A 26,757-nucleotide genomic window follows, 5' to 3' on the forward strand; every position below is an offset into this window, starting at 1 on the left:
TGGAGCGGGAGACGAGGCTCGAACTCGCGACCTCAACCTTGGCAAGGTTGCGCTCTACCAACTGAGCTACTCCCGCATTGACTACTCTGCGTGCCAATCTGGAACCACACGACAAACACCGTGGGCTTCCACATCTAACCGAAACCTGGAGCGGGAGACGAGGCTCGAACTCGCGACCTCAACCTTGGCAAGGTTGCGCTCTACCAACTGAGCTACTCCCGCAGGATCCTGCTAACTTCTTACTTAAAACGCAGTTTCTGTGCCGATACCGCTCACTTCACGCTACGTTCTTGCTGCTTTTCGCTTCGTTCGGTTTGTTTCGTCAGAAGCGAGAACAGGATTATTGCAAATCAGCGGCGTGGTCGTCAAGCATATTTTTCATCGGATCATCACTTTTGTGCGGTGGCCTCGCCACTCAGCCCACTGCGTTCGCGAATCTGCGGCCACGCCAGCTTCATGTAATAGAACATCGACCACAGGGTCAGCACCGCTGCCACATAGATCAGCCACGCGCCGAGCACGGAAGCATCGACGATGCCGAGCAGGCTGTCGTTGAAGAGCAGCAAAGGGATCGCGATCATCTGGAAGGTGGTCTTGAGCTTGCCGAGGAAATTCACCGCGACGCTCTTCGATGCCCCGATCTGCGCCATCCACTCGCGCAGCGCGGAGATGGTGATCTCCCGGCCGATGATGACCAGCGCGATCAGGTCGGCCACCCGGCCCAGCGCCAGCAGCGACAGCAGCGCTGCCGCCACCATCAGCTTGTCGGCCACCGGATCGAGGAACGCGCCGAAGGAAGACGTCTGGTTCCAGCGCCTGGCCAGGAAGCCATCCAGCCAGTCCGTGACCGCGGCCACGATGAAGAAACCGGCTGCCGTCATGTTTTTGGCATGCATCGGCAGCCATGCTTCGGGCAGGTAGAACACGCCCACCACGAGGGGAATCATGGCGACACGGAGCCAGGTCAGCAGGATCGGTATATTCAGCGGCATGGGGGCTCGGAACGAGGCAACAGCAATGGGCAACGCCGAGATTGTCGCCTATTTCAACGATGGCCGAGCATTTCCTGCCACATGGGTGTCGGATTTGGCCGGATCAATGCAGCTGCCGATAGATTTCCTCGGCCAGCGCGTGCGAGATGCCATCGACGCTGGCCAGCTCGTCGATGCTGGCCGCCACCACCCCGCGCAGGCCGCCAAAGCGCGTGAGCAGCTTCTGCCGGCGGCGGGCGCCGACGCCCTCGATCTCCTCCAGCCGCGAGGTATTGCGCACCTTGGCGCGGCGCGCGCGCATGCCGGTGATGGCAAAGCGGTGCGCCTCGTCGCGGATCTGGGCCACCAGCATCAAGGCCGCACTGCCCTGCCCCAGTTCGAGCGAAGGACGGCCATCGGCGAAGATCAGCGTCTCCAGCCCGACTTTGCGGCCCTCGCCTTTGGCCACGCCGACCAACAGGCCGATATCGAGGCCAAGCTCCTCGAACACCTGGCGCGCGACCTCCACCTGGCCCTTGCCGCCGTCGATCAGCACCACGTTCGGGACCAGCGTCCGCGCGCTGGATGCACTGGACGCACTGGACGCACCCGCCTCGCCGCCTTGCCCGCCGCCCTCGGGGCCGGTTTCCTGCGCCTGCTCCAGCATCTCCACCAGCTTCTGGTAGCGGCGGGTCAGCACCTGGCGCATGGCGGCGTAGTCGTCGCCAGGCGTGATGTCCTGGATGTTGTAGCGGCGGTATTCCGCGTTCTGCATCTCGTGATGGTGGAAGACCACGCAGGACGCCTGCGTGGCCTCGCCAGCCGTGTGGCTGATGTCGAAGCATTCGGCCCGCAGCGACGCCAGGTCTTCCATGTCGATGCCGATCGTATCGGCCAGCGCCCGCGTGCGGGCCTGCTGGCTGCCCTGCTCCGCCAGGCGCCGCGACAACGCCAGCTCCGCGCCCTTCTGGGCCATCTCCAGCCAGGAGCGGCGTTGCCCTTGTGGCTGGCGCACCAGCGTGACCTTGCGCCCAGCCTGCATCGAGAGCGCCTCCAGCAGGGCCTTGTCCGGCGGCACGTGGCTCACCACCAGGATCGGCGGCACGGCCTGGTCCAGATAGTGCTGCGCCATGAAGGCGGACAACACCTGCGCGGCGATCCGCTCGACCGGTATGCCGGCCGGGCCGCCGGGCACTGCCGCGCCTTCGCCACCCGCCTCGCCCGGCTCGATCACCGCGCTGGCGCCGACATCCTCGTCCTGGTGCTCGACAATCATCGCGCCTTCCTCGGCGTGCGCCGGGAAGTAGGCCTTGTCGCCAAGATGGCGCCCGCCGCGCACCATCGCCAGGTTGACGCACGCACGGCCACCCTCCACCGCCACCGCAAGCACGTCGATGTCGCTGGACTGCCCGACCTCCTCCACGGCCTGCCGCTTGAGCACGGTGGACAGCGCGCCGATCTGGTCGCGCACCGCCGCCGCCTGCTCGAACTCCAGCCGCCCGGCGTGCTCTTCCATCTTCGCCTGCAAGCCGTCGAGCACCTCGTTCTGGCGGCCTTGCAGGAAGCGCGCCGCATTGCTGACGTCGCGCGCGTAATCCGCCTCGCTGATGGCGCCCACGCAAGGCCCGGTGCAGCGGTGGATCTGGTGCAGCAGGCATGGCCGCGTGCGGTTGGTGAAGACGGTGTCCTCGCAGGTGCGCAGCTGGAACACGCGCTGCAGGATCTGCATGCTTTCGCGCACGGCGCCTGCGCTGGGGAACGGCCCGAAGTACTGATGCTTGCGATCGGTGGCGCCGCGGTAATAGGCCATGCGCGGGAAGCGATGGCTGGTCAGCTTGACGAACGGATACGACTTGTCGTCGCGGAACAGGATGTTGTAGCGCGGCGCCAGCGCCTTGATCAGGTTGTTCTCCAGCAGCAGCGCCTCGGCCTCGGTGCGCACCACCGTGGTATCGATGCGCACGATCTTGGCCACCATCATGGCAATGCGCGGCGACAGCAGCGTCTTGTTGAAGTAGCTGGAGACGCGCTTCTTCAGGTCGCGCGCCTTGCCCACATAGAGGACATTGCCCTGGGCGTCGAAGTAGCGGTAGACCCCGGGCAGGCCGGGCAATTGCGCAATCACGGCCTTGGCGTCGAACGGCGCCTCCGGCACTGGCTCGGGAGATGCCGCGCAAGGGGTCGCCAAGGACGCCTCGGCCGGCTGCTCGGACAGTCCTTCCGGCTGGGCGGCGGCGGACGCGCCCTGATCGTGGGTTTCAGGTTCCTGCTGGGACATCGGGAGTGAATTGACCGTGGGATGGCACGTGGCGCGCATGACCGGCAGGGCCATGGCGCAACAAGCTCTAAAATCGCAAGTTTAGAGCAAATCCTTGCGGAATCACGTCACCATGCCCACTCAGCCCGATCGCGCCATCCGCTCCTGGGACATCTTCTGCACCGTGATCGACAACTATGGCGATATCGGCGTCTGCTGGCGGCTGGCGCGCCAGCTGGCCCAGGAACACGGCCACGCCGTGCGCCTGTGGGTGGACGACCTGGCCAGCTTCGCGCGCCTGGCGCCAGGTCTGGACATCGCCGCCCCGGAGCAAGCACTTGCCGGCGTGACGATTCGTCCGTGGCGGCGCCCGGACCAGGAGAGCGCGCAGGAGAGCGCCGCGCGCTTCGCGGGTGTCACGCCGCACGATGCGGTGATCGAATCCTTCGCCTGCGACCTGCCGGCCACATTCCTGGCCGCCATGGCCGCATGCGAGCCCAAGCCAGCCTGGATCAATCTCGAATACATGAGCGCCGAACCCTGGGTCAGGGAACACCACGGCATGGCCTCGCCCCACCCGCGCCTGCCGCTGGTCAAGCATTTCTTCTTCCCCGGCTTCGAGCCCGGCACGGGCGGCCTGCTGCGCGAAGCCATGCTGGGCTCGCAGCGCGAACACCTGCGCACCAGCCCCGCCGCCCAGGCGGCGCTCTGGCATCGCCTTGGCTTCCAGCCCGTCGACGGCGCCCTGAAAGTCAGCTTGTTCGCCTATGCCAATGCCGCCTTGCCCGCGCTGCTGGCCCAATGGCGCGATGGCCCCGAGCCCGTCCAGTGCCTGGTGCCGGCAGGCCTGGCCGCCCAGCAGGCAAGCGCATGGTTCGGGGCCGCCGGCTGCGCACCTGGCAGCGCCTTCGAGAGCGGCAACCTGGTCGTGCAGGTGGTGCCCTTTGTGCGCCAGGAGCACTACGATGAACTGCTCTGGCTGTGCGACCTTAACTTCGTGCGCGGCGAAGATTCGTTCGTGCGCGCGCAATGGGCCGGCCGTCCCTTTATCTGGCATATCTACCCCCAGTCGGACGAGGCGCACATGGTCAAGCTCGATGCCTTCCTCGCTTTGTTCCTGCAGCGGCTGGAACGAAGCGGCAAAACCGAGGTTGCCAATGCACTTTCCACCTTCTGGCACAGCTGGAATAAGGACGATGAATCACCTGACTGGGCGCGCCTGCGCGCCCATCTGCCCGTGCTGGGCGCCGCCACGGAGCAATGGCAGCGCAGCCTGCAGCACCTTGGCGACCTGGCCGCAAATCTCGTGGCCTTTTGCGAAAATCGGGTAAAATAGTGGGTTATTTTGATGGTGACCAGGCCGGAAGACGGAAACGCCCCGCGCAAGCTTGCGCGCAAGTGTGTCGGCAGAGCGCCTTCGCCATACCGAATTCCGAGACATTCTTTTTCAGGAAATAGTTCAGATGAAAACCGCACAAGAACTCCGCGTCGGCAACGTATTCATGATCGGCACCGACCCGATGGTCGTGCAGAAGGCTGAGTACAACAAGTCGGGCCGCAACTCCGCCGTGGTCAAGATGAAGTACAAGAACCTGCTGACGGAAGCCCCGGGTGAATCCGTCTTCAAGGCTGACGACAAGTTTGAAGTCGTGATGCTGGAACGCCGCGAATGCACCTACTCGTACTTCGCCGACCCGATGTACGTGTTCATGGACACCGACTTCAACCAGTACGAAGTCGAGCAGGACAGCATGGGCGACTCGCTGAACTACCTCGAAGACGGCATGACCGTCGAAGTGGTGTTCTACAACGACAAGGCCATCTCGGTGGACATGCCGACCACGCTGGTCCGCGAGATCACCTACACCGAACCGGCCGTCAAGGGCGACACCTCGTCGGGCAAGGTGCTCAAGGGCGCCAAGATCAACACCGGCTTCGAGCTGCAAGTGCCGCTGTTCTGCAGCATCGGCGACAAGATCGAAATCGACACCCGTACCGGCGAATACCGCAGCCGCGCAAACTAAGCGCAGCTGGTTCGCCGCCCCGCCATCCGCAGCGCGGGTAGCGCAACGAAAAAAAGGGCAGCCTCGGCTGCCCTTTTCTTTTCCCTGCTGCCATCGGCTTTCAGCGAATGCCTTCAGCGAATGAAGCCTCAGGCAATCAGGCAATCAGGCCGTGGCTCTTGAGCACGCGCATGGCGGCGGCGTACTCCCCCTCCTGCATCAGCTTGTTCCAGTCCAGCGGCTTGCGGCGCCCGAACAGGCGGCGGATGCGGCGTTGCGAGGTCTTGCCGATGCGCACATCGAGCTCACCCAGCAACTGGTCGGCCCGCTCCGGATGGTTGCAGATCAGCACCATGTCGCATCCCGCGCCCAGGGCAGCGCGCGCGGCCTCGGTCACCGTGCCGGCCACGCTGGCGCCTTCCATGCTCAGGTCGTCGCTGAAGATCACGCCTTCGAAGCCAAGCTGGGTGCGCAGCACGTCCTGCAGCCAGTAGCGCGAGAAGCCGGCCGGATGCGGGTCGACCTTGGGGTAGATCACGTGCGCCGGCATCACCGACGATAGCGCCATCCCCATCCACTCGTACGGACGCGCGTCCTGCGAGAGGATCTCGTCGAGGCCGCGCTCGTCCACTGGCACGGCCACGTGCGAATCCGCGGCGACAAAGCCGTGCCCCGGGAAATGCTTGCCGCAATTGGCCATGCCGGCCAGCAGCAGGCCGTGGGTCAGGTGGTTGGCGAGCAGGGTCACCACGCGCGGGTCGGCGTGGAAGGCGCGGTCGCCGATCACGGCGCTGAGCCCGTAGTCCAGGTCGAGCACCGGGGTGAAGCTCAGGTCGATATCGCAGGCGCGCAACTCCGCCGCCAGCACATAGCCGCAGGCCACGGCCGCCTTGGTTGCCGCCAGCACATCCTGGTCCCACAACGCGCCGAGCCGGGCCATGGCCGGCAGGTGCGTGAAGCCATCGGTCCTGGCGCGCTGCACCCGGCCACCCTCGTGATCGATGCAGATGAGCACATCGTCGCGCACGGCGCGGATGTCATGCGTCAGCGCCTGCAGCTGCGCGCGCGACTCGAAGTTGCGCGCGAACAGGATCACGCCGCCGGTCAGCGGATGAGAGATGCGGCGGACATCGTCCGCATCGAGCTGCTTGCCTTTGACATCGAGTACAACCGGGCCCGGCCGTTTGCCGGAAATCTTCTTGATCATTTGGAGTCTTCACTAGGCTGGGAGGCGAGCGGCAAGCCGGCGCTGACGCCAGCGCCACCCGGCTCGGCGATCGCAAAAGCGACCGCGTAATCGTGTTCGTCGCTGACACTGACCCGTACCACGAGGCCGCGTTCCCGCAGCCAGGCATCGAGCTCGCCGTGGCAATGCGGATACGGCTCGCCGGAGGGCAGGTTCAGCAGTTCCATCGCGCGCCAGGTCATCGGCCAGCGCATGCCCAGGCCGATCGCCTTGGAGAAGGCCTCCTTGGCGGCGAAGCGCGTGGCCAGGAAGGCGAGCCCGCGTTTTTCCGAGCGCGCCTTGCGGGCGTGGTACTTCTGGAATTCCTGCGGGCCGAGCACCTTCTCGGCAAACCGGCCGCGCGTGCGCTCCATCACGCCCTGCACGCGATCGATCTGGATGATGTCGGTGCCGATGCCGTAGATCACGCTGCGGCGTCCGGACGCGGATAGGTGGTGCCGAGACGCGCCGCCACCATGATGGCCTTCATCTCGCGCACGGCGTTCTGCCAGCCGACAAAGACCGCATGCGCGACGATGGCGTGGCCGATGTTCAGTTCCTTGATGCCGTGCAGCGCGGCAACCGGCTGCACATTGGTGTAGTGCAGGCCGTGGCCGGCGTTGACCACCAGGCCAAGCCGCACGCCGGCATCGACGCCTTCGGCCACGCGGCGCAGCTCGGTGGCCTGCTCCTCGGCCGAATGCGCATCGGCATAGCGCCCGGTGTGCAGTTCCACCACCGGCGCGCCGCAAGCGGCGGCGGCTTCGATCTGCTCGACCTGCGCGTCGATGAACAGCGAGACGCGAATGCCCGCGTCGGCCAGTTGGCGGCAGGCGGCCTTGACCTGCTCGAAGCGCCCGGCCACGTCCAGGCCGCCTTCGGTGGTGACTTCCTCGCGCCGCTCGGGCACCAGGCAGACATCCTGCGGGCGGATCCCGCAGGCGATGTCGAGCATCTCCTGGGTGATCGCGCATTCCAGGTTCATGCGCGTGGCCAGCAGCGGACGCAGCGCGTGCACGTCGGCGTCGCGGATATGGCGTCGGTCTTCACGCAGGTGCAGCGTGATCAAGTCGGCGCCGGCCTGCTCGGCCTGCAGCGCTGCCTGGATCGGATCGGGATAGACCGTGCCGCGCGCATTGCGCAGCGTGGCCACGTGGTCGATATTGACGCCAAGGTCGATGACGCCGGGATGCGCGTGGAAGATCATGCAGGTGGGCTCGAAGGGCTCAGAAGTAAATCAGAGATAGTGCAGGTCGATCAGGATCTGGCGCGTCTTCAGCGGCGCGCCTTGCAAATAATAATGCAGCAGGAAGCGCATCAGGGCACGACTTTGCGTGACAGTTTGTGTCCGGCTATAGTCGTCCTGCGACATGTCGAGCAGCGTCTGCCCGGAAACCACCGGCCAGGATGACGGATCGCTGGCCTGCGCGCGGCGCACGCCACGCTCGGGCTGGTAGACATAGTCCAGCTCCGGCTCGACCGTCTCGCCGGAATTGGCGCATTCATCGAAGGCCACCGCAAAGCCTGTTTCCTGCAGCAGCACACGCTCGAAGCCGCGCAGCACCAAGCCAGCCGGCTCGCCCTGCGAGAGCTGGGTCAGCGTGGCCATGTACTGGCGGAACAGGGTAACGTGGGCGTCTTCGCGGGCGCAAAAGCGCAGCAGCAATTCGTTGAGATAGAAGCCCGAGAGCAAGGCGTCGCTTGCCAGCGGCAGCATGCCGCCAACCCACTCCGCGCGCGTCAGCGTCTTGACCTCGCCGCGGCCGCTCCATGACAGGGAGATCGGCTGGAAATGCTGGAGCACCGGGCGCAGCGCCGAATGCGGCCGCTTGGCGCCCTTGGCCACCATGGCCACGCGGCCGTGGTCGCGCGTGAACACATCGAGGATCAGGCTGGTTTCGCGGTAGGGCCAGGCATGCAGCACGAAGCCGGGCTGGTTGGCGACGCGCAGCTCCGTGCGCGCCGGCACGATGCGCAACGCGCGATCCATCATCGCGCGTTGCTCCGCCACCGCCATGCCGGGCACGGCGTGGCTGTCCAGCAGTTCGGCGGCTTCTTCCACCACCGGGTCAATGCGGCGGGCCTTCAGGGCAGGCCCGCCCGCTCTCTCACTCATAGCCGTAGGCGCGCAATCCAGCTTCGTTGTCGGCCCAGCCGCTCTTGACCTTGATGAACATCTCCAGGTAGACCTTGCCGTCGAACAGCTTCTCCATGTCGATGCGGGCCTCCGTGGAGATGGTCTTGAGCTTGGCGCCCTTGTTGCCGATGATCATGGCCTTGTGCCCGTCGCGCTCGACCAGGATGGTGGCAAAGATGCGCCGCAGCCGGCCTTCGGTCTCGAACTTTTCGATGATGACCGTGCTGGTGTACGGCAACTCGTCGCCGGTCCACCGGAACACCTTCTCGCGGATGATCTCGGAGGCCATGAAGCGCTCGCTGCGATCGGTCATGGAGTCGGCGTCGTACATCGGCTCGCCTTCCGGCAGGTAGGGCCGGATGATGGCGAGAAGGCGCTCGATGTGGTCGTGCGTCTTGGCCGACATCGGCACCACTTCCGCGAACTGGAACTGGTGCCCCATCTTTTCCAGGAAGGGCATCATCACCTCGGCCCGGTCCGCGCCAAGGCGATCCAGCTTGTTGGTGACCAGCAGCACCGGCACCTTCTTTGGCAGCAGCGACAGCACCTTCTCGTCGTCGGCGCCGTAGTAGCCGGCCTCAACCACGAACAGCACCAGGTCCACCGACGACAGGGTCGAGGTGACGGCGCGGTTCAGCGAGCGGTTCAGCGCGCTGGCATGGCGGGTCTGGAAACCCGGCGTATCGACGAAGACGAACTGGGCGTCCTCGGTGGTCTGGATGCCAACGATGCGGTGGCGCGTGGTTTGCGCCTTGCGGGAGGTGATGCTGACTTTCTGGCCAACCAGCGCGTTCATCAGCGTGGACTTGCCGACGTTGGGACGCCCGACAATGGCCACGGTGCCGCAGCGGAACGCTGCGGTAGGGGTACCCGCGGCGTCTTGCTGCGGATCGGTAGATTCGGTCATTCCTTCAACCTGAGAGACAACTGGGGATCGGGTGGCACCGGTTGCTTGCGCGTCTTGCCGGTGCGCTCGGCCCGGCTGCGCTTGAGCAACTGGGGCACGAGCTTTTGCACCTCGTCGAGCGCCAGCTTGGCGGCGGCTTGTTCGGCGGCACGGCGCGACGCGCCAGTACCGAACACCCGCACTTCCAGTTTAGGCACGGTGCACTCGACTTCAAACTGCTGGTTATGCGCGGCGCCATGGGTGGCGATCACGTTATATTGCGGCAGGGCTATCTTGTGGCCTTGCAGGTACTCCTGCAACAGCGTCTTGGCATCCTTGCCCAGCGTGCGCGGATCCACTTGCTCGAGGATGGGGATGTAGAGCTTGCGGATCAGCGTGCGCGCGCCTTCGAAGCCGGCATCGAGGAAGACGGCGCCGACGATGGCTTCCAGCGCATCGGCAAGGATCGAAGGGCGGCGGAAACCGCCGCTCTTCAGTTCGCCCTCGCCTAGGCGCAGCGCCTCGGACAACTGCAGCATCTGGGCAATTTCATACAGCGCCTGCTGCTTGACCAGATTGGCGCGCACGCGGGAGAGATCGCCTTCGTCGAGCTTGCTGAACATGCCGTACAGCATATCGGCCACGGCGCAGTTCAGCACCGAATCGCCCAGGAATTCCAGGCGTTCGTTGTGCAAGGCACTGTGGCTGCGGTGCGTCAGCGCCTGCTGCAGCAATTCTGGCTTGCTGAAGCGGTAGCCGAGGCGTTGCTGCAAGGCATCGAGGTTCATGTCAGTACTGCGTTCCCGAATAGGTAATCATAAGGCTCAGAGGGCCGTATAACGGCACCTCGTTACGGTAGGAAAAGCCCACCGAGCGGATCGTGCCATTGTCGTCTTCGTGAATATCCAGATCGTCGCTGCGCACAGCGGTAATACGGTCAATCTGTGCCTGCTTGGCGAAATAATCGGCCACTTCGCGCTTGTTGGATGCCTGTTGCTTGGCATAACTGACGGCGCGCTTGACCGAAAAGTACTCCAGCAAGCTTGGGATCGCCCTGACCGCCGGGATCACGATGCCCCCGACGACCAAGATGACGATCAGCAAGCTGCCAAGGGAGAATCCGCGCGCCTTGTACCGCCCCGCCAGACGCGCTTTCCCCCTCTTTGAACCAACCTCCCGACGCGATTGATCCACTTGTTCCGCTTGTTCTGCTAGTGCCGTTTGACCAGCTTGACCCTTTTGACCGTTTTGACCGTTTTGACCCATGTTGCGCTTTCCCTCGCTTGACTGGAGTGATTTATTCGCGCCGCGGAAGGCTTACTTGAACGCCCCCACGCGTCCGATATTGCCGAGGTTCATCCAGATCAGGAATGCCCGGCCGACAATATTCTGATCGGGCACGAAGCCCCAATAACGTGAATCCAGGCTGTTGTCGCGGTTGTCGCCCATCACAAAATAGTGACCTTGCGGCACCTTGCAGGTCAGCCCTTGCTGATTGTAAGTGCAGTTTTCGTGGAACGGAAAATCGGGATCCGCGCCGGAGACAAACGACGGCCGGTCGGCGTCGTTGAGGATACCGTGCTCCGGGCCGTCGGGCAGCTTCTCGTGGAAGTGCTTCGAATACGAAAGCCGTTCTTCATCCAGGTAGTCGGGCAGCGAGCCGTAATCCGCGGCCTTGCCGTTGATGGTCAGGCGCTTGTTCTGGTAGCTCACCACATCGCCCGGTACCCCGATGACGCGCTTGATGTAGTCGAGGGACTGATCCTTCGGGTAGCGGAACACCATCACGTCGCCGCGCTTCGGGTCGCCGACCGAGAGGATCTTCTTGTTCACCACCGGCAGCCTGATGCCGTAATCGTACTTGTTGACCAGGATGAAGTCGCCGATCAGCAGCGTCGGGATCATCGAGCCGGACGGGATCTTGAACGGCTCGACCACGAAGGAGCGCAGCACGAACACGGCCAGGATCACCGGGAAGAAGCTTGCCGAATACTCCAGCCACCACGGCTGGCGCAGCTTTTCCTCGGCGAGGCGGCTACGCGACGTGTCGATCTCGCCGACGCCGTAGCGTCCCTGGAGATCGGATTTGCGCGCATCGAACTCGGCCAGCGCCGATTGGGCGGAAAGCCGCCGCTGCTTCTCGAACACCAGTTTGTCGGCCACCCAGGCAATGCCCGTAATAACCACCAGCACAAAAAGGATCAGTGCAAAATTCATGTCGGCTAGATCTTCGTGTTGTTTTGATTGAGTCCGCGTCAACCACTGCCGAAGAGCCTGCCGGCAGCGCCGGCGCGGCCCTGCCGGCTTACTTGTCGCCCACCTGCAGGATTGCGAGGAAGGCCTCCTGGGGAATCTCGACCGAGCCCACCTGCTTCATGCGCTTCTTGCCCGCCTTCTGCTTCTCCAGCAGTTTCTTCTTACGCGAGATATCGCCGCCGTAGCACTTGGCAAGCACGTTCTTGCGCAGCGCCTTGACGTTCTCGCGCGCGATGACGTTGACGCCGATGGTGGCCTGGATGGCTACGTCGTACATCTGGCGCGGGATGATCTCGCGCATCTTGGATACGACTTCGCGGCCACGGTATTGCGAGTTGGAGCGGTGCACGATCACGGACAAGGCATCGACCTTGTCGCCGTTGATCAGGATGTCGACCTTGACCACATCGGCGGCGCGATATTCCTTGAACTCATAGTCCATCGAGGCATAGCCGCGCGACACGGACTTCAGCCGGTCGAAGAAGTCCATGACGATTTCCGCCATCGGGATCTCGTATGTAAGCTGCACCTGCTTGCCGTGGTAGCTCATGTTGATCTGCGTGCCGCGCTTCTGCGTGCACAGCGTGATCACCGAGCCGACGTAGGCCTGCGGCATGTACAGGTTGACCGTGACGATCGGCTCGAGGATGTTCTCGATACGGCTCGGGTCCGGCATCTTGGCCGGGTTCTCCACGATCAGCTTGGTCTTGTCGCGCATGTCGACCTCGTACACCACCGTCGGTGCGGTGGTGATGAGGTCCATGTCGAATTCGCGCTCCAGGCGCTCCTGCACGATCTCCATGTGCAGCAGGCCCAGGAAGCCGCAGCGAAAGCCGAAGCCAAGCGCCTGCGACACCTCGGGCTCGTACTGCAGGGACGCGTCGTTGAGCTTGAGCTTTTCCAGGGATTCGCGCAGGGCTTCATACTGGTTGGCTTCCACCGGGTACAGGCCGGCGAACACCTGCGGCTTGACTTCCTTGAAGCCAGGCAGCGGTTCGGCCGCCTTGCGCGCCATGGTGGTGATGGTGTCGCCCACCTTGGCAGCCTTCAACTCCTTGATGCCGGCGATCACGAAGCCCACCTGCCCTGCCTGCAATGACTCGCGCGGCAGCGACTTGGGCGAGAATACGCCGACCTGCTCGACCAGGTGCTGCGAGCCCGTGGCCATCAGCAGGACCTTGTCCTTGGGCCTGAGGGTGCCGTTGACCACGCGCACCAGCATCACCACCCCCACGTAGTTGTCGAACCACGAGTCGATGATCAGGGCCTGCAGCGGGGCAGCGGGATCGCCCTTGGGCGGCGGCACGCGGGCGATCATCGCCTCGATGACGTCCTCCACGCCAAGGCCGGTCTTGGCCGAGCAAGGCGTGGCGTCATGCGCGTCGATGCCGATCACTTCCTCGATCTCGCGGATCGCGTTTTCGGGATCGGCCGACGGCAGGTCGATCTTGTTCAATACCGGCACCACTTCCACGCCCAGTTCGATCGCCGTGTAGCAGTTGGCGACGGTCTGCGCCTCCACGCCCTGCGAGGCATCGACCACCAGCAGCGCGCCTTCGCAGGCGGACAGCGAGCGGCTCACTTCATAGCTGAAGTCGACGTGTCCCGGGGTGTCGATGAGGTTGAGGTTGTAGATCTTGCCGTCGCGCGCCTTGTAGCTCAGCGCCGCGGTCTGCGCCTTGATGGTGATGCCGCGCTCCTTCTCGATGTCCATCGAGTCAAGCACCTGCGCCTCCATCTCGCGATCGGACAGGCCTCCGCAGAGTTGGATGATGCGGTCGGCCAGGGTCGATTTACCGTGGTCGATGTGGGCGATGATCGAGAAATTGCGGATATGGTCCATCTGATGCTCAGGGGTGCGCCGTTTCAGGCCACGAAGTGCCCGCGTGGGCACGCCGGGCGGCGCAGCAATTATGAACGACCTGGAACTGGCGCCCTGCGGGGCGCGCGCCGATCCCGGTCGCAGGTTGGTGACGCAGACTTTACGCCAAAGTGCGATTTTACCGTATTTTCAAGGGCTTCCGTATTGCGAAATGGGCCGCGGCGCTAGCCCTGCGGCCAGACCAGGCTTCGCCGGGCGCACTTATGTACCATCGACCGTCCCATTGCCCACCCGTTCGGCCGCCCGCGGCCCCACATGTGCGGCCAACCACGCCCTCACCCGCTGTTCATCGAGAAAGTAATGGCACAACTCCACGTCCGGGCCGGCCGGGGAACCGGCCATCAGCACGGGCACCAGCTCGTCGAAACGGGCGACGGCCGCCGGATCGGTATCCACGTCCACCTCATGCAGGACAAAGGAAAAATCGCGCCGGAGCGGCTCCAGCGCGATTTTCATGTCCTCGCACAGATGGCAGTAGCTTCTGCCATACAGTGTGAGATCGGCCATGATGGCTGCGCCGGTCAGCGCGAGGACATCGTGCCCGGCCGCAAGGTGAGCACCTGGGTGGCATCCCCACGGCGCACGAACACCGCGGCGATCTTGGCCTTGTCGAGTCCCTTGACCAGTTCGTTGAACTGCTTCGGGCTGGTCACATCGCTGTCGCCCAGGCGCAGGATGATGTCGCCCGGGCGAATGCCGGCGCGCATCGCCGGCCCATCCGCCTGCTCGACCTCGACCCCCGACTTGATCTTGAGTTCTTTGAGCTTAGCGTCGGGAATCTCGTTGACGATCAGGCCAAGCGCATTGGGCTTGGCCGCCGGCGGGCTGCCTTCGTCGCGCTGGCTGTTGCCGCGGGTTTTCACCTTCGCATCCGCATCCAGCTCGGCCACGGTGATGGACACCTCGCGCGTCGCGCCCTTGCGCCAGAGTTGCAGCGGAACACGCGTGCCCGGCTTGATGTCGCCGACCATGCGCGGCAGGTCCGACGCCTTCTCGATGTCGCGGCCGTTGAACTTGAGGATGATGTCGCCAGCCTCGATCCCGGCCTTCTCGGCAGGGCCACCGGGCTCGACGCTGCCGACCAGCGCGCCCCGGGCACGGCCCAGTCCGAGCGAATCGGCAACTTCCTTGGTCACGTCCCCGATTGCCACCGCGATACGTCCGCGCGTGACCTTACCGGTCGCCTTTAGCTGCTCGGTGACCCGCAAGGCTTCATCGATCGGGATGGCGAAGGAGATGCCCATATACCCGCCGCTACGGCTGTAGATCTGCGAGTTGATGCCGATCACTTCGCCGCGCAGGTTGATCAGCGGGCCGCCGGAATTGCCGGGGTTGACCGCCACATCGGTCTGGATGAACGGCAGGTAGTCACCGGTATCGCGCCCCTTGGCGGAGACAATGCCGGCAGTCACGGTGTTATCGAGGCCAAAGGGAGAACCGATGGCCAGCACCCACTCGCCAGCGCGGACCTTGTCCGAGTCGCCAAGCGGCAGCTTGGGCAGGCCAGTCGCGTCAACCTTGAGCAAGGCGACATCGGTGCGCTTGTCCGAGCCGATCAGCTTGGCCTTGAACTCGCGCTTGTCAGGCAGCGTGACGTAGATGGTTTCGGCATCCGCGACCACGTGAGCATTGGTCATCACATAGCCATCCTGGCTGATGACGAACCCCGATCCCACCCCGCGGCTCTGCTCCTCGCCCTGTGGCGGCTGGCCGCGGCGCGGGGCGCCCGGCGGCGTGGGTGCGCCAGGCATGGGCACACCAAAGAAACGGCGGAAGAACTCTGCCATTTCGTCGTCTTCGGTCCCGGGAGTGCCGCGCGAGCGCACGCGCTCGGTGGTACGGATGTTCACGACAGCCGGACCAGCCTTTTCCACCAGGTCGGTGAAATCGGGCAGGTTATAGGACGGCGCGGCGGCCTGTGCGTGGCTCAGCTCGGCGGCAAAGGGCGCAAAGGCGAGAATGGCAGCCATGAGCACGGTCCGAGCCAAGGCTGGAGATCTTGGTGACATCGTCGACTCCTGGGAAATCAGCGAAAAGAGGAAGAAAGCACAGGCAGCAGGGTTGCCGGCCGGCGGCGACCCGGTGGCGATGTTCACGCCTCCGGCAACGCCGCGATTCGGCTTAATGGGCCTTCGGTGGTTTGTATTCTACCGCCGAGGCAAACTGCCTCACTGTGGCAGGCGGGACTTCGCCCACCACCGTGATCCAGAAATCGGCTACGCGGCGTACCACGACCTGCGTGGCACCCAGCGAGGCGACGCCCTCGCGGCGCACGCGCTGCTCGGAAACCGGCTCGATAAACACCGACAGGCCGGTCAAGCCATCGCTGTAAACGATCTGGAGCACTTCGAAGACATTGCCGCGCGGATTGGCCTGCGGCGCGCGCAGCTCTCCCAGTGGGCGGCGAACCTCGCGGATCTTCAGGAACCCCTTGACCGGAACCGCGATGCTCCAGCCTTCGTCGGCAATATTGGCCGGATGGTTGGTCACCTCATAGTGCGTCCAGGAGCCGGAGTTCTTGATGGCCGTGAGAATGCGCTGCTTTTCCGATGGCACGCCAATATCGACTTGCGAGAAAGCCACCTGTTCCAGCACCTTGCCGCCCTCGCCCAGGGTCTGGGCACGCATCAGCAAGCCGGAATTCTTCTCCGCCCAGAGCCGCACAGCGTAGCGCGCTGCGTCATGCGGCTCGAGCGAGAAGACCTCGCACTCGACGCCAGCCACGCGCTCGTCCGGGAGCTTGCGCATATCGTAGATATCGAGCACATCGCTCTTGTTGGTGGCCAGCAGCGCCGGGAAACGATCCTTGGCCTCCTGCTTCTCCACCACCACCAGCTTGGCCTCGGGAATCAGGCTGTGGACGATGTCATTCTGGCGCAGCACTTCGCGCGGCTTGCCGTCGAGCGTCTCAAGCCGTTCGTACTCGTTGTTGACGAGATCGCTGTAGTGCTGGATGCGTGATGCATGCATCACGCTGCCGCGCTGATAAATCAGCGTGCCGACATAATTCTCGCGCTGGGCCGCGCGATGGATCTTGTTGAGCCAGGCCGTTGCGTCGCGACGGGCCAGCGTATTGTCCGGCGGCTGCGCAGTTGCCGCAGCCGCAGTCAGACACAAGGCCAGAAAAAAGGACCTGCGAAGGGCCCCAATTCTGTGTGCGCCCGCTACGTTGGCGGGCGACCATCCTTTATGCATGTCCGGCATTATTCCTGCGAATTGTCCTGAGAGAAGTTTGCGCTGTTAGCCACTTGGCGCATGGTCGGCACTACCGCATCGGTGGCAACCGAGACGCGGTGGGCACGAAGATATTCGTCCAGACGGGGATCGCGGATCATCTGCGCGTTGTCGGCGGAGACGGTCACGATGCCGCCAGCCTTTGGCGCTGCAGGTTGTTCGACACGTGCCACTACCGCATCCGGCGTGCCGAGGTCGGCGGCGCCACGCATCTGCGGCACGGCCACCCAGCTGACGGCGGCCACTGCGGCGGCAATCGCGGTGCTCGGCATGACGCGCCGCACCCACGACGGCTTGAACAGCAGGCGATGGGCCGACGACGCCTTGGCGACGGCAGGCACCAGCACATGCGGTTCGCTGCCCAGACGAGCGGAAAACCGGGAAAGAAAATCATCGGTCGAGCCGGCATGCGTCAGTTCTTCCGAACGCAGGGCATCGCCAATCAATTGATAAGAGGCCCAGCTTGCCATGCCTGCCTCGCTTTTCGCGAGGTCCAGCACTGCGTTTACTTCGTGCGGCGCCAGCTCGCCATCCATCAGCACGGAGATTTGCTCCGCTGCTTCCACTTCATGAACCGACTGCTTATGAGCCTGACCCATTTCCCACCCCTAGAAAAACCATTGAACAACCGACAATCCCGTCTACCGCTTTGTCGTTTTTCGATGCAGGAATAGGCTGCAACGCTGGCCGCACGACATTTTATTTACTGCTCACCACTACGTATAACTACCTACTACCACCGCTTGCCCTCTGCCGTTCCCAGCAGCGGGCGCAATTTGTCGGCAATCGCCTCGCGCGCCCGGAAGATGCGTGACCGGACCGTGCCGATCGGGCAACCCATGGCTTCCGCGATCTCCTCGTAGCTGAGGCCCTCGATCTCGCGAAGCGTGATGGCGGTGCGCAATTCCTCAGGCAGTGCTTCCATTGCGCGGTTGACCGTCTCGGCCACCTGGCGGGTATGGAGCATCGACTCCGGCGTATTGATATCTCTTAGTTGCTCACCGTCCGCAAAAGTTTCAGCCTCTTCGGCATCGATATCACTGGAGGCTTCCGGCCGGCGTCCCTGGGTCGCCAGGTAGTTCTTCGCCGTGTTAACCGCAATCCGGTACAACCAGGTGTAGAACGCCGACTCACCGCGAAACTGCGGCAAGGCACGATACGCCTTGATAAAGGCATCTTGTGCTACATCCTCCACTTCCGCGGAATCCCGCACCAAACGCGAAATGAGCCTGATGATCTTGCGGTGGTACTTCACCACCAACAATTCAAAGGCCCGCTTATCGCCCTGCTGGACGCGTTCAACGAGGAGCTGATCGGCTTCGCGTTCGCTCACGAATATTTCACCTGCAGTGTATCTCTTGGTATCGTCTTCACGACAAACGTTGTATTTTACCTACGTTGCGGGCCGCACGGTCAGTGCGTTGCAACGCATATTGTGAAGAATGGTTGAAATGGTCGCGCATCAACCGGCCTCGTCGGTCGCCGGGACTTCGCGGCGCGCAACCCGAATGGTGCGCCTCAAGGCGCGCAAAGCGCTGGCGCCGGCAAATGCACGATTGACCACCAGCACACGCGGCGGCCGTCCGGCCACCGGTTCCAGGGCCAGCACGAGCGCCAGCTCGCCCAATTCCCAGCTGGATTCCACCCGCGCTATCGCGCGGCGGCCGTCCGGCATATCGACCAGGATGCCCGGCCGGCCAGTGCGGTCCCGCCCTTGCGCCAGGCCGCCGTACGTACAGGCGGCACCGCGCCAGAGCGTGGGCCAATGCCAGGCCAGCCAGCCGCACAACCCGGCCAGGCCACCTACCAACAGCCACTGCGTTGAATCCCAGCCTTGCGCCGAGCGCCCCAGCTCCTGCACGCCTTGCCGGGCCAGCAACACGAACGTTGCCAGCTCGCAGGCCAGGAACAGCGCCAAGGCCCACCGCAAGGGATGGGCCCTGACCGAACGCAAAGGGGAAGCCACCCGGCGGCCGCCGGGTTCAGGCGCGACGGAAGACAAGCGTGCCGTTGGTGCCGCCGAAGCCGAAGTTGTTTTTCACCGCCACGTCGATCTTCAGGTCACGTGCCGTATTGGCCACGTAATCCAGGTCGCACTCGGGATCCTGGTTGAAGATATTGATGGTCGGCGGCGACACCTGGTGGTGCAGCGCCAGCACGGTGAAGACCGACTCAAGCCCGCCCGCGCCGCCCAGCAAGTGGCCGGTCATCGACTTGGTCGAGTTGACCGCCAGCTTGTAGGCGTGATCGCCAAAGGCCAGCTTGATAGCCTCGGTCTCATTCTTGTCGCCAAGCGGAGTCGAGGTGCCATGCGCATTCAGGTAGCCGACTTCGTCCGCATTGATGCCCGCGTCCCTGAGGGCGTTGGCCATGCAGCGGCGGGGACCGTCCATATTGGGCGCGGTCATGTGGTAAGCGTCGCCGCTCATGCCGAAGCCAATCAGCTCCGCATAGATCCTGGCGCCGCGAGCCTTGGCCGACTCGTACTCCTCGAGCATGACCACACCGGCACCCTCGCCCAGCACGAAGCCATCGCGCTCCTTGTCCCAGGGGCGGGAGGCGGCAGCGGGGTCATCGTTACGGGTCGACAGCGCGCGCGCGGCGGCGAAACCGCCGATGCCCAGCGGCGAGACGGTGGATTCAGCGCCACCGGCCAGCATCACGTCGGCATCCCCCGCCTGGATCAGGCGGGCCGCCAGGCCAATGCTGTGCAGGCCGGTGGTGCAAGCCGTGACCGCGGCCAGGTTGGGGCCCTTGAGTCCATGGATGATGGACAGGTGGCCCGAGATCATGTTGATGATCGAGCCCGGCACGAAGAACGGGGAGATCCGACGCGGACCGCGATTGGTCAGCTCCGCGTGGGTATCCTCGATCATCGGCAGCCCGCCGATGCCCGATCCGACCAGCACGCCAATGCGGTCCGCATTGGCTTCGGTCACTTCGTAGCCGCTATCCTTCAGCGCTTGCGAACCCGCTGCGATGCCATAGTGGATAAAGGTATCCATATGGCGGGCTTCCTTGGCCGGGATGTAGTCCTCGGCATTGAACCCCTTGACCTCGCCGGCGAAGTGCACGGCAAGCGCGGAATGATCGAATTTGGTGACGGTGGCAATGCCAGACTTGCCGGCAACCAGGTTGGCCCAGCCTTCGGCAACCGTGTTTCCGACCGGAGACACAAGGCCAAGCCCAGTGACGACGACGCGACGACGGCTCACTATGATTTCCTACGGGTACGTGAAGCAAAACCGGATTGGGAATCGATGCCGGCCAACGGCCAGCAGCTGGCTGCACCGATGCCGGCGCAACGCATCCAATTGTGCTTCTTCGAACAGACGAAAGCCACAGAAAACAGCGCAGCGGACCCATGGGTCCACGCGCCTGCCTTCTGTGGCTCGGAATTCAGATACGACAGGCTTAGGCCTTGACGTGTGCAGTGGCGTAATCGATTGCCTGTTGCACGGTCGTGATCTTCTCGGCTTCCTCATCAGGAATTTCCATGCCGAATTCATCTTCCAACGCCATCACCAGTTCAACCGTGTCGAGCGAGTCAGCGCCCAGATCGTTCACGAACGAGGATTCGGTCTTGATGTCTGCCTCGGCCACGCCGAGTTGCTCTGCCACGATTTTCTTGACGCGTTGTTCGATATTGTCCATGTAACCCTCCAGGGAAGTTCGACAAAAAGTGGGCGCATTTTAGCAGGTTTGGGCCATAAAAATGCCCCCTGCCTTCTCTTGCAAGAACAGCGCCCGATCAGTTTTAAAAATAACCACTTCACACAGCTTCTACCGGCTTCTCCATCGAACCCGACGCTGCGCAAGGTGATCAATTCATGTACATGCCACCATTCACATGGAGCGTTGTACCAGTAATGTAGGCCGCCTGCGGACCTGCCAGGAAGGCCACCGCATGCGCGATGTCTTCCGGCTGGCCGAGCCGGCCCAACGGGATCTGCGTCTTCAGTGCCGCATGCTGCTCTTCCGACAGAACCTTGGTCATGTCGGTATCGATAAAGCCCGGCGCCACGCAATTGACGGTGACGTTGCGGCTGCCGATCTCACGCGCCAGCGCGCGGCTCATGCCTTCCACGCCGGCCTTGGCCGCCGCGTAGTTCATCTGGCCCGGGTTGCCGGTCGAGCCGACCACCGAAGTGATGTTGATGATACGGCCACCGCGGGCCTTCATCATCGGGCGCAGCACGGCACGCGACAGGCGGAACACCGCCGTCATGTTGGTCTCGATCACCGCGCTCCAGTCCTCATCCTTCATGCGCATGGCGAGCTGGTCCTGGGTGATGCCGGCGTTGTTCACCAGCACGCCGAGGCTGCCATGCGTCTTGACCAGCTCGTCGATCAGCGCTTCGGAAGCCGCCGCATCATTGACGTTGAGCACGGCGCCGCGACCCTTGCCGCCGGCTGCCGCCAGGTACTCGCTGATCGCAGCGGCGCCCGCCTCGCTGGTGGCGGTACCCACCACAGTGGCGCCCTGGGCGGCCAGTTCCAGTGCGATGGCGCGGCCAATGCCGCGCGATGCGCCGGTCACCAGCGCGACCTGGTCTTCCAGAAATTTTGTCATTGCGTTGGTCCTTATTTACTTCAGCAGCGCCAGCGTTTCCTGCAGGGAGGCCGGATCGAAGATCGCCCCGCCCACCAGGTTGCCGTCGATACGCTTGGTCATGCCGGCCAGCACCTTGCCGGGGCCGCACTCGATTACATGGGTCACGCCTTGCGCAGCGATCTTCTGCACGCACTCGACCCAGCGCACCGGGGCTGCGGCCTGGCGGACCAGCGCGTCCTTGATGGCTTGCGGGTCGTTGACGATGGCGACATCGACGTTGTTCACCAGCGGAATCGACGGTGCGGCAAACGCCATGCCGGCCATCCGCTCGCGCAGGCGGTCCGATGCGGGCTTGAGCAGCGATGAGTGGAACGGCGCCGACACCGGCAGCGGCAGCGCGCGCTTGGCGCCACGTGCCTTGGCCAGTTCGCAGGCCTTCTCCACGGCAGCCTTGTTGCCGGCGATCACCACCTGCGACGGGGCGTTGAAGTTCACGGCTTCCACCACGCCGGCACCGGTCGCGGACGCTTCAGCGCAAGCGGCGCGCACGTCATCGTCGGACAGGCCCAGGATGGCCGCCATGCCGCCCTCGCCCACCGGCACGGCTTCCTGCATGGCTTGTGCGCGAAAGCGCACCAACGGCACCGCGTCAGCGAAGGGGATCACCCCGGCCGCCACCAGCGCGGAATACTCACCCAGGCTGTGCCCCGCCACCACGGCCGGAGCCGGGCCGCCGGCGTCGAGCCAGGCACGGTAGATGGCCACCGCGGCAGTCAGCATCACCGGTTGCGTGTTGGTGGTGAGGCTCAGGTCCTCGGCCGGGCCTTCGGTGATCAGTCGGCCCAGGTCCTGCCCGAGCGCGGCGGATGCCTCGTCCAGCGTGGCGCGGACTACCGCATTGTCGGCAAAAGCATTGAGCATGCCGACTGCCTGCGAGCCTTGCCCTGGGAATACAAAGGAGAATTTCATCGCAATCGAATCGTAAAGATGAATGGCGCCAGGTCGGCGCAGCGGCATGACACCGCGGCGCCGGCCCGAATATTACATGCGTAGCAGTACCGCGCCCCAGGTGAAGCCGCCGCCGACGCCTTCCATCAGCACGTGATGCCCGGCGCCGATGCGGCCATCGCGCACCGCCACGTCAAGCGCCAGCGGGATCGAGGCAGCCGAGGTGTTGCCGTGCTCATGCACCGTAGCCACCATGCGCTCCACAGGCAGGCCAAGCTTCCTGGCCGTGCTTTGCATGATGCGGATATTGGCCTGGTGCGGGATCAGCCAGTCGACCTTGTCCGCCGGGAACTGCGCGCCGGCGAGTGCTTCACGCGCGACCTTGTCGAGCACGGTGACCGCCAGCTTGAACACCGCCTGGCCGTCCATGTGCAGGAATGGGTTGCCGGTGATATTGCCGCCGGAGACATTGCCCGGCACGCACAGGATATCCACATGGCTGCCGTCGGAGTGCATCGCCGACGACAGGATGCCGGGCTCCTCGGAGGCCGACAGCACGACCGCGCCGGCACCGTCGCCGAACAGCACGCAGGTGGTGCGGTCGTTGAAATCCAGGATGCGGGAGAACACTTCCGAGCCGATGACCAGCGCGTTGCGATGCGAGCCGCTGCGGATGAATTTCTCGGCCGTGGCCAGCGCGTAGACAAAGCCGGAACACACCGCCTGCAGGTCGAACGCCGCGCAGTGGTTGGTGATGCCAAGCTTTTGCTGCACCAGGCAGGCGGCGCTCGGGAAGACGAAATCGGGCGTGGACGTAGCGACGATGATCAGGTCGATGCTCTGGCGATCGATGCCGGCCGCCTCCAGCGCGCGCTCCGCTGCCTTGACCGCGAGGTCGCTGCTGGTGACATCCGGCTCTGCCCAATGGCGGGCAGAGATGCCACTGCGCGAAAAGATCCATTCGTCGCTGGTCTCGATGCCCTTCTCAGCCAGTTGCGCCGCGAGATCGTGGTTAGTGACACGCCGCGGAGGCAAATAGCTCCCGGTACCGATGATTTTTGCGTAGCTTGTCATGTAATGTCGGATCGATCGTGTGGCCACGGGTCGTTGCCCGTAGCATCTACATCAGGACCTCAGGCGGCGTGCGGGCTTGGACTGGAATCCTGGGCGCCTGACTGCGGGCCGGTAGCCGGGGTGCTGTTACCTGCCTTGTTGGCGAAAGCCTGGATGGTGCGTTCGATCACACCGTTCCTGGCCGCATCATACCCGCGTTTGATAGCCCACTCAAAAGCGTGGGCATCGGCGGAGCCGTGGCTCTTGATGACCAGTCCGCGCAGCCCGAGCAGGGACGCGCCGTTGTAGCGCGCCGGGTCCAGGCGCCGGGACAGCCGCTTGAGCACCGGCAAGGCCAGCACTGCCAGCAATTTGGTGAACCACGAACGCGTGAATTCTTCCTTGATCATGTTGGCGATCATCTTGGCCAGCCCTTCGCTGCTCTTTAGCGCGACGTTGCCGACGAAGCCATCGCAAACCACGATATCGGTAGTGCCTTTGAAGATATCATTGCCCTCCACGTTGCCGTAGAAGTTGAGCTCCGATGCGCGCAGCAGCTCACCCGCGCGCTTCACCACGTCGTTGCCCTTGATCACTTCCTCGCCGATGTTCAGCAGGCCGACGCTGGGTCGCTCCTTGTGATCCACCACCGCCACCATGGCCTCGGCCATGCGCGCGAACTGCAGCAGGTGCTCGGGCTCGCAGTCGGCATTGGCGCCGAGGTCGAGCACCGTGGTGCCCCAGCCCTGCTCGTTGGGGATGGTGGTGGCGATTGCCGGCCGCTCGATGCCTTCGAGCGTCTTGAGCACATAGCGCGACACCGCCATCAGGGCTCCGGTATTGCCAGCCGAGATGCACGCGCCAGCCAGCCCTTCCTTCACCTGGGTCACCGCCACGCGCATCGAGGAATCCTTCTTCCTGCGCAGTGCCACCTCAACGGGGTCATCCATGGTGATGACTTCGGACGCGGTCACAATGCGCACGCGCGGATGGTCGAGCGCGTGCAGCTTCTTGAGCTGCGGCTCGATGCTGTCCCGCAAGCCGACCAGCACCACTTCGGCGTCGCTATGGCTTGAGAGAAAACTGATCGCCGCCGGTACGGTCACGGAGACACCGTGATCGCCACCCATGCAGTCGATAGCTAGTTTGATCGTCATTGTTTCCTGGTGCAGAAGCGCTTGTCGGCGTGACTTGAAATCCTGGCTCCCGAGCCGGGCAGGCATGAGCCTGACCGGCCGGTGGCAACCCGACGGCACTCCCGGAGCGCTACACGGCAAGATCTGGCGCCGCCCTCGCCGCCGCGCATGGCGCGTAGCCATGCACTCAGCTTGAGCCGGCGGCGCAAATCGGCCTGATGGAAGCCTGCGCTACGGTTTGCGCTGCGAGCGCGCAACAAAAAAGCGGCAACGATTTTGCCGCTTTTTTGTTTTTGACCTACCAACGTGCGCGTACGAGACGCAAAGTCACGCCGAACGATCTGTCAGTCGTTCTTGGTCTTGATGACCTTGCGGCCACGATAGTAGCCGTTCGGGCTCACGTGGTGACGCAGGTGGGTTTCGCCCGTGGTCGGTTCCACTGCCAGCGCTGCCGTGGTCAGGTGGTCGTGCGAGCGATGCATGCCGCGCTTGGAGGGCGACTTCTTGTTCTGTTGAACTGCCATGATGACTCCTTCGAGAATTTTTCAATGGTAACACACGCATCCCGCACGAGGCGTAGCCGGGCCCGGCCGGATGCTGATCCTGGTGCCCTCAAACGCTGCCAGATGCCGGCGAACCGGCTTCAGTGCTTCGTCTTCAGGCCGGCCAGCGCCGCAAAGGGCGAAGGCCGTTTTTCTTCTTCCGGCAGAACCTCTGGTTCAGGTTCGGCCTGTCCGTCCACCCCGGTCACGAGACTTTCGTGCACCGTGGGGCAAACGTCATGCTTGGGCGCCACCGGCAAAGCCAGCAGCACTTCATCTTCAATCAGCGTCAGCAGGTCGAAACGCTTGGAGCCGACGATCACATCGAGTTCATCGTCGTCCATGGGCGCCGCATCGGCATCCGCCTCGCTGGCGACCACCTCGAAACACATGTCCGTGGCGATCGGCTGCTTGTAGACCCGCAGGCAGCGCTGACAATCGAGCCAGACCCGGCCATTCACCGCCAGGTCGATGAACAGGCGCTCCACCGCGGGCTTGCCGGGCTCGTTCGCCTCTTCCTCGACAAAGCCGGAGAGCGTGTAGCTGAACACCTCGTCCGGCGCCGATGCTGGCGCTTGCGCCGCGGTCTCGGCTATGATGCGCGGCAAATCGCGTGCAGCAACTTCGCCGGTGGCGGCGTCGCCAGCGCGGCAAAACGCGAAGAGATCGAGCGCGCGCAGGTCAATCGGCTGGGTCATGTCTTATCGTGCCGTCATGCCGGGAGGCCTCCCGGAGGATCGCGGTTTCGACGTGCTTTCTACGCATTTTCTGCGCTGCGTATACACATGCCACATGCGCGCACATGTATTGGCGCTATCGAAACGTGACTCGGAAGCTACACAACACCGAAAAAACACGGTATTGCGCCGGACTTGCTTGGCTAAACGCGAGATTATACGTCGATTCTTCTGCTGCGGTCAAAATTTTGGAAGACGCCCATTCGCCGCTTTCCCTTTTCGCTCAATTACTTATGTCGCAAACTTCCCGCCCCACCCTGATCCTGGGTTCCAGCTCACGTTATCGCCGCGAATTGCTGGAACGCCTGCGCATTCCTTTCGAGGTGGCGACTCCCGACATCGACGAAACCCCGCAGCCCGGCGAAAGCCCTGAAGCCACCGCACTCCGGCTCTCCCACGCCAAGGCACTGGCCATTGCCGAGCGGCATCCTGGCACCCTGGTCATCGGCTCCGACCAGGTCGCCACGCTGGACGGCAAGCAGATTGGCAAGCCCGGTTCCCACGAGAAGGCCTTGGCGCAATTGCAGTGGATGCGCGGGCGCACCGTCACTTTTCACTCGGCGCTGTGCCTGCTTGACAGTCGTAGCGGCGAGGCCCAGTTGGCGGATATCCAGACGCGCGCGACTTTCCGCGACCTTCCCGACCAGGAACTGGATGCCTACCTGCGCATCGAGCGCCCTTATGATGTCGCGGGCAGCGCCAAATCCGAAGGACTGGGCATCGCCCTGCTCTCGCATATGGAGTCCGACGATCCTACCGCGCTGGTGGGCCTGCCCCTGATCGCGCTGACCAATATGCTGCGCCAGGCCGGCTACCCCTTCTTCCAGGACTGAGGGCTTCGCCCACCCTGCGCCTAAGCCCAATACTGTTAACAAATTCGAATTTGTGTTAACTTTCAAGCCTCTGCAACAACAAGAAGAGCTTGAAGGATGGCA

At 63.8% G+C, this 26,757-nt stretch carries 28 protein-coding genes and 2 tRNA genes; 3 read left to right on the forward strand and 27 right to left on the reverse strand.

Going from position 1 to position 26,757, the window contains the following annotated elements:
* The 4 genes from ACGLHR_RS39225 to uvrC form a co-directional block, all read right to left on the reverse strand.
* Nucleotides 1-76: transfer RNA gene (locus ACGLHR_RS39225), tRNA-Gly, on the reverse strand.
* 70 nt (nt 77-146) lie between these two features.
* Nucleotides 147-222, reverse strand: a tRNA-Gly gene (locus ACGLHR_RS39230).
* A 167-nt stretch (nt 223-389) separates the two neighbouring features.
* Nucleotides 390-992 carry a CDP-diacylglycerol--glycerol-3-phosphate 3-phosphatidyltransferase gene (gene pgsA, locus ACGLHR_RS39235; protein WP_267603771.1) on the reverse strand — a complete coding sequence of 201 codons (603 nt, stop codon included), beginning with the start codon at nt 990-992 and terminating at the stop codon, nt 390-392.
* Nucleotides 993-1,095: 103 nt separating this feature from the next.
* Nucleotides 1,096-3,249 carry an excinuclease ABC subunit UvrC gene (gene uvrC, locus ACGLHR_RS39240; protein WP_400100948.1) on the reverse strand — a complete coding sequence of 718 codons (2,154 nt, stop codon included), beginning with the start codon at nt 3,247-3,249 and terminating at the stop codon, nt 1,096-1,098.
* A 112-nt stretch (nt 3,250-3,361) separates the two neighbouring features.
* Between uvrC and earP the strand changes: the two genes are divergently transcribed.
* Together earP and efp are read left to right on the forward strand one after the other, a co-directional pair.
* Complete coding sequence (earP, locus tag ACGLHR_RS39245; protein ID WP_400100922.1) at nt 3,362-4,564, forward strand: elongation factor P maturation arginine rhamnosyltransferase EarP; 1,203 nt, start codon at nt 3,362-3,364, stop codon at nt 4,562-4,564.
* Between the two features lie 127 nt (nt 4,565-4,691).
* Entirely contained in the window at nt 4,692-5,252 is a 561-nt protein-coding gene (efp, locus tag ACGLHR_RS39250) for an elongation factor P (protein WP_043347839.1), read from the forward strand.
* 136 nt (nt 5,253-5,388) lie between these two features.
* Here the strand turns inward: efp and nagZ are convergent, their stop codons facing one another.
* The 23 genes from nagZ to ACGLHR_RS39365 all read right to left on the reverse strand — a co-directional run bounded on the left by nagZ (nt 5,389) and on the right by ACGLHR_RS39365 (nt 25,783).
* Nucleotides 5,389-6,438 (reverse strand): beta-N-acetylhexosaminidase, encoded by a 1,050-nt coding sequence (nagZ, locus tag ACGLHR_RS39255; RefSeq protein WP_400100924.1) that lies wholly within the window; start codon nt 6,436-6,438, stop codon nt 5,389-5,391.
* Complete coding sequence (acpS, locus tag ACGLHR_RS39260) at nt 6,435-6,884, reverse strand: holo-ACP synthase (protein ID WP_400100926.1); 450 nt, start codon at nt 6,882-6,884, stop codon at nt 6,435-6,437. The genes nagZ and acpS overlap by 4 nt, the downstream gene beginning before the upstream one ends.
* Entirely contained in the window at nt 6,881-7,663 is a 783-nt protein-coding gene (gene pdxJ / locus ACGLHR_RS39265) for a pyridoxine 5'-phosphate synthase (RefSeq protein WP_174425097.1), read from the reverse strand. The genes acpS and pdxJ overlap by 4 nt, the downstream gene beginning before the upstream one ends.
* 30 nt (nt 7,664-7,693) lie before the next feature.
* The gene (gene recO / locus ACGLHR_RS39270; protein ID WP_318231391.1) at nt 7,694-8,572 is read right to left on the reverse strand and encodes a DNA repair protein RecO; all 879 of its coding nucleotides are present in this window, start codon (nt 8,570-8,572) and stop codon (nt 7,694-7,696) included.
* Nucleotides 8,565-9,500, reverse strand: a complete 936-nt coding sequence (gene era / locus ACGLHR_RS39275) for a GTPase Era (protein ID WP_267603776.1) — start codon at nt 9,498-9,500, stop codon at nt 8,565-8,567. Before era ends, recO begins: the two co-directional genes overlap by 8 nt.
* Nucleotides 9,497-10,267, reverse strand: coding sequence for a ribonuclease III (gene rnc, locus ACGLHR_RS39280; RefSeq protein WP_020205117.1), 771 nt, complete (start codon nt 10,265-10,267; stop codon nt 9,497-9,499). Before rnc ends, era begins: the two co-directional genes overlap by 4 nt.
* A gap of 1 nt (nt 10,268) precedes the next feature.
* Nucleotides 10,269-10,583 carry a DUF4845 domain-containing protein gene (locus ACGLHR_RS39285; RefSeq protein WP_267606453.1) on the reverse strand — a complete coding sequence of 105 codons (315 nt, stop codon included), beginning with the start codon at nt 10,581-10,583 and terminating at the stop codon, nt 10,269-10,271.
* Nucleotides 10,584-10,796: 213 nt separating this feature from the next.
* Entirely contained in the window at nt 10,797-11,696 is a 900-nt protein-coding gene (gene lepB / locus ACGLHR_RS39290) for a signal peptidase I (protein ID WP_400100929.1), read from the reverse strand.
* An 88-nt stretch (nt 11,697-11,784) separates the two neighbouring features.
* A complete protein-coding gene (gene lepA, locus ACGLHR_RS39295) occupies nt 11,785-13,578 on the reverse strand; it encodes a translation elongation factor 4 (protein WP_400100931.1) in 1,794 nt (597 codons plus the stop codon).
* A 240-nt stretch (nt 13,579-13,818) separates the two neighbouring features.
* On the reverse strand, nt 13,819-14,124 hold the full coding sequence (locus ACGLHR_RS39300) for a glutaredoxin family protein (RefSeq protein ID WP_400100933.1): 306 nt from the start codon (nt 14,122-14,124) through the stop codon (nt 13,819-13,821).
* A 14-nt stretch (nt 14,125-14,138) separates the two neighbouring features.
* A complete protein-coding gene (locus tag ACGLHR_RS39305) occupies nt 14,139-15,587 on the reverse strand; it encodes a DegQ family serine endoprotease (RefSeq protein ID WP_400100935.1) in 1,449 nt (482 codons plus the stop codon).
* A gap of 151 nt (nt 15,588-15,738) precedes the next feature.
* Complete coding sequence (locus tag ACGLHR_RS39310; protein WP_400100936.1) at nt 15,739-16,812, reverse strand: MucB/RseB C-terminal domain-containing protein; 1,074 nt, start codon at nt 16,810-16,812, stop codon at nt 15,739-15,741.
* Between the two features lie 8 nt (nt 16,813-16,820).
* A complete protein-coding gene (locus ACGLHR_RS39315; RefSeq protein WP_267603781.1) occupies nt 16,821-17,450 on the reverse strand; it encodes a sigma-E factor negative regulatory protein in 630 nt (209 codons plus the stop codon).
* A 134-nt stretch (nt 17,451-17,584) separates the two neighbouring features.
* On the reverse strand, nt 17,585-18,184 hold the full coding sequence (rpoE, locus tag ACGLHR_RS39320) for an RNA polymerase sigma factor RpoE (RefSeq protein ID WP_006158605.1): 600 nt from the start codon (nt 18,182-18,184) through the stop codon (nt 17,585-17,587).
* A gap of 129 nt (nt 18,185-18,313) precedes the next feature.
* Nucleotides 18,314-18,781 (reverse strand): hypothetical protein, encoded by a 468-nt coding sequence (locus ACGLHR_RS39325; RefSeq protein WP_400100938.1) that lies wholly within the window; start codon nt 18,779-18,781, stop codon nt 18,314-18,316.
* A 52-nt stretch (nt 18,782-18,833) separates the two neighbouring features.
* Complete coding sequence (gene fabF, locus ACGLHR_RS39330; RefSeq protein ID WP_400100940.1) at nt 18,834-20,066, reverse strand: beta-ketoacyl-ACP synthase II; 1,233 nt, start codon at nt 20,064-20,066, stop codon at nt 18,834-18,836.
* A gap of 199 nt (nt 20,067-20,265) precedes the next feature.
* On the reverse strand, nt 20,266-20,505 hold the full coding sequence (acpP, locus tag ACGLHR_RS39335) for an acyl carrier protein (RefSeq protein ID WP_009522116.1): 240 nt from the start codon (nt 20,503-20,505) through the stop codon (nt 20,266-20,268).
* A gap of 169 nt (nt 20,506-20,674) precedes the next feature.
* Entirely contained in the window at nt 20,675-21,424 is a 750-nt protein-coding gene (fabG, locus tag ACGLHR_RS39340) for a 3-oxoacyl-ACP reductase FabG (RefSeq protein ID WP_318231396.1), read from the reverse strand.
* Nucleotides 21,425-21,439: 15 nt separating this feature from the next.
* Complete coding sequence (gene fabD, locus ACGLHR_RS39345; RefSeq protein WP_267603786.1) at nt 21,440-22,375, reverse strand: ACP S-malonyltransferase; 936 nt, start codon at nt 22,373-22,375, stop codon at nt 21,440-21,442.
* A 72-nt stretch (nt 22,376-22,447) separates the two neighbouring features.
* On the reverse strand, nt 22,448-23,428 hold the full coding sequence (locus tag ACGLHR_RS39350; RefSeq protein ID WP_400100943.1) for a beta-ketoacyl-ACP synthase III: 981 nt from the start codon (nt 23,426-23,428) through the stop codon (nt 22,448-22,450).
* Nucleotides 23,429-23,487: 59 nt separating this feature from the next.
* Complete coding sequence (gene plsX, locus ACGLHR_RS39355; RefSeq protein ID WP_400100945.1) at nt 23,488-24,564, reverse strand: phosphate acyltransferase PlsX; 1,077 nt, start codon at nt 24,562-24,564, stop codon at nt 23,488-23,490.
* 323 nt (nt 24,565-24,887) lie between these two features.
* The gene (rpmF, locus tag ACGLHR_RS39360) at nt 24,888-25,067 is read right to left on the reverse strand and encodes a 50S ribosomal protein L32 (protein WP_006158597.1); all 180 of its coding nucleotides are present in this window, start codon (nt 25,065-25,067) and stop codon (nt 24,888-24,890) included.
* Between the two features lie 119 nt (nt 25,068-25,186).
* Nucleotides 25,187-25,783: a DUF177 domain-containing protein gene (locus tag ACGLHR_RS39365; protein WP_400100947.1), complete on the reverse strand. Its 597-nt coding sequence runs from the start codon at nt 25,781-25,783 to the stop codon at nt 25,187-25,189.
* 272 nt (nt 25,784-26,055) lie between these two features.
* On the opposite strand from ACGLHR_RS39365, the gene ACGLHR_RS39370 reads away from it, so the two are divergent.
* Entirely contained in the window at nt 26,056-26,655 is a 600-nt protein-coding gene (locus ACGLHR_RS39370) for a Maf-like protein (protein ID WP_267606455.1), read from the forward strand.
* The last annotated feature ends 102 nt before the right edge of the window (nt 26,656-26,757 follow it).

The sequence above is a fragment of the Cupriavidus sp. CuC1 genome, from assembly GCF_044627735.1.
Classification (GTDB): Bacteria; Pseudomonadota; Gammaproteobacteria; order Burkholderiales; family Burkholderiaceae; genus Cupriavidus; species Cupriavidus ulmosensis.

Coding starts and splice junctions, on each gene's coding strand:
- lepB (WP_400100929.1), bottom strand. CDS start 11,696: ATGAATTTTGCACTGATCCTTTTTGTGCTGGTGGTTATTACGGGCATT.
- ACGLHR_RS39305 (WP_400100935.1), bottom strand. CDS start 15,587: ATGGCTGCCATTCTCGCCTTTGCGCCCTTTGCCGCCGAGCTGAGCCAC.
- rnc (WP_020205117.1), bottom strand. CDS start 10,267: ATGAACCTCGATGCCTTGCAGCAACGCCTCGGCTACCGCTTCAGCAAG.
- lepA (WP_400100931.1), bottom strand. CDS start 13,578: ATGGACCATATCCGCAATTTCTCGATCATCGCCCACATCGACCACGGT.
- ACGLHR_RS39310 (WP_400100936.1), bottom strand. CDS start 16,812: ATGCATAAAGGATGGTCGCCCGCCAACGTAGCGGGCGCACACAGAATT.
- plsX (WP_400100945.1), bottom strand. CDS start 24,564: ATGACGATCAAACTAGCTATCGACTGCATGGGTGGCGATCACGGTGTC.
- fabG (WP_318231396.1), bottom strand. CDS start 21,424: ATGACAAAATTTCTGGAAGACCAGGTCGCGCTGGTGACCGGCGCATCG.
- acpP (WP_009522116.1), bottom strand. CDS start 20,505: ATGGACAATATCGAACAACGCGTCAAGAAAATCGTGGCAGAGCAACTC.
- ACGLHR_RS39315 (WP_267603781.1), bottom strand. CDS start 17,450: ATGGGTCAGGCTCATAAGCAGTCGGTTCATGAAGTGGAAGCAGCGGAG.
- ACGLHR_RS39300 (WP_400100933.1), bottom strand. CDS start 14,124: ATGGCCGATCTCACACTGTATGGCAGAAGCTACTGCCATCTGTGCGAG.
- earP (WP_400100922.1), top strand. CDS start 3,362: ATGCCCACTCAGCCCGATCGCGCCATCCGCTCCTGGGACATCTTCTGC.
- recO (WP_318231391.1), bottom strand. CDS start 8,572: ATGAGTGAGAGAGCGGGCGGGCCTGCCCTGAAGGCCCGCCGCATTGAC.
- nagZ (WP_400100924.1), bottom strand. CDS start 6,438: ATGATCAAGAAGATTTCCGGCAAACGGCCGGGCCCGGTTGTACTCGAT.
- era (WP_267603776.1), bottom strand. CDS start 9,500: ATGACCGAATCTACCGATCCGCAGCAAGACGCCGCGGGTACCCCTACC.
- pgsA (WP_267603771.1), bottom strand. CDS start 992: ATGCCGCTGAATATACCGATCCTGCTGACCTGGCTCCGTGTCGCCATG.
- pdxJ (WP_174425097.1), bottom strand. CDS start 7,663: ATGATCTTCCACGCGCATCCCGGCGTCATCGACCTTGGCGTCAATATC.
- ACGLHR_RS39365 (WP_400100947.1), bottom strand. CDS start 25,783: ATGACCCAGCCGATTGACCTGCGCGCGCTCGATCTCTTCGCGTTTTGC.
- rpmF (WP_006158597.1), bottom strand. CDS start 25,067: ATGGCAGTTCAACAGAACAAGAAGTCGCCCTCCAAGCGCGGCATGCAT.
- uvrC (WP_400100948.1), bottom strand. CDS start 3,249: ATGTCCCAGCAGGAACCTGAAACCCACGATCAGGGCGCGTCCGCCGCC.
- ACGLHR_RS39350 (WP_400100943.1), bottom strand. CDS start 23,428: ATGACAAGCTACGCAAAAATCATCGGTACCGGGAGCTATTTGCCTCCG.
- fabD (WP_267603786.1), bottom strand. CDS start 22,375: ATGAAATTCTCCTTTGTATTCCCAGGGCAAGGCTCGCAGGCAGTCGGC.
- ACGLHR_RS39370 (WP_267606455.1), top strand. CDS start 26,056: ATGTCGCAAACTTCCCGCCCCACCCTGATCCTGGGTTCCAGCTCACGT.
- efp (WP_043347839.1), top strand. CDS start 4,692: ATGAAAACCGCACAAGAACTCCGCGTCGGCAACGTATTCATGATCGGC.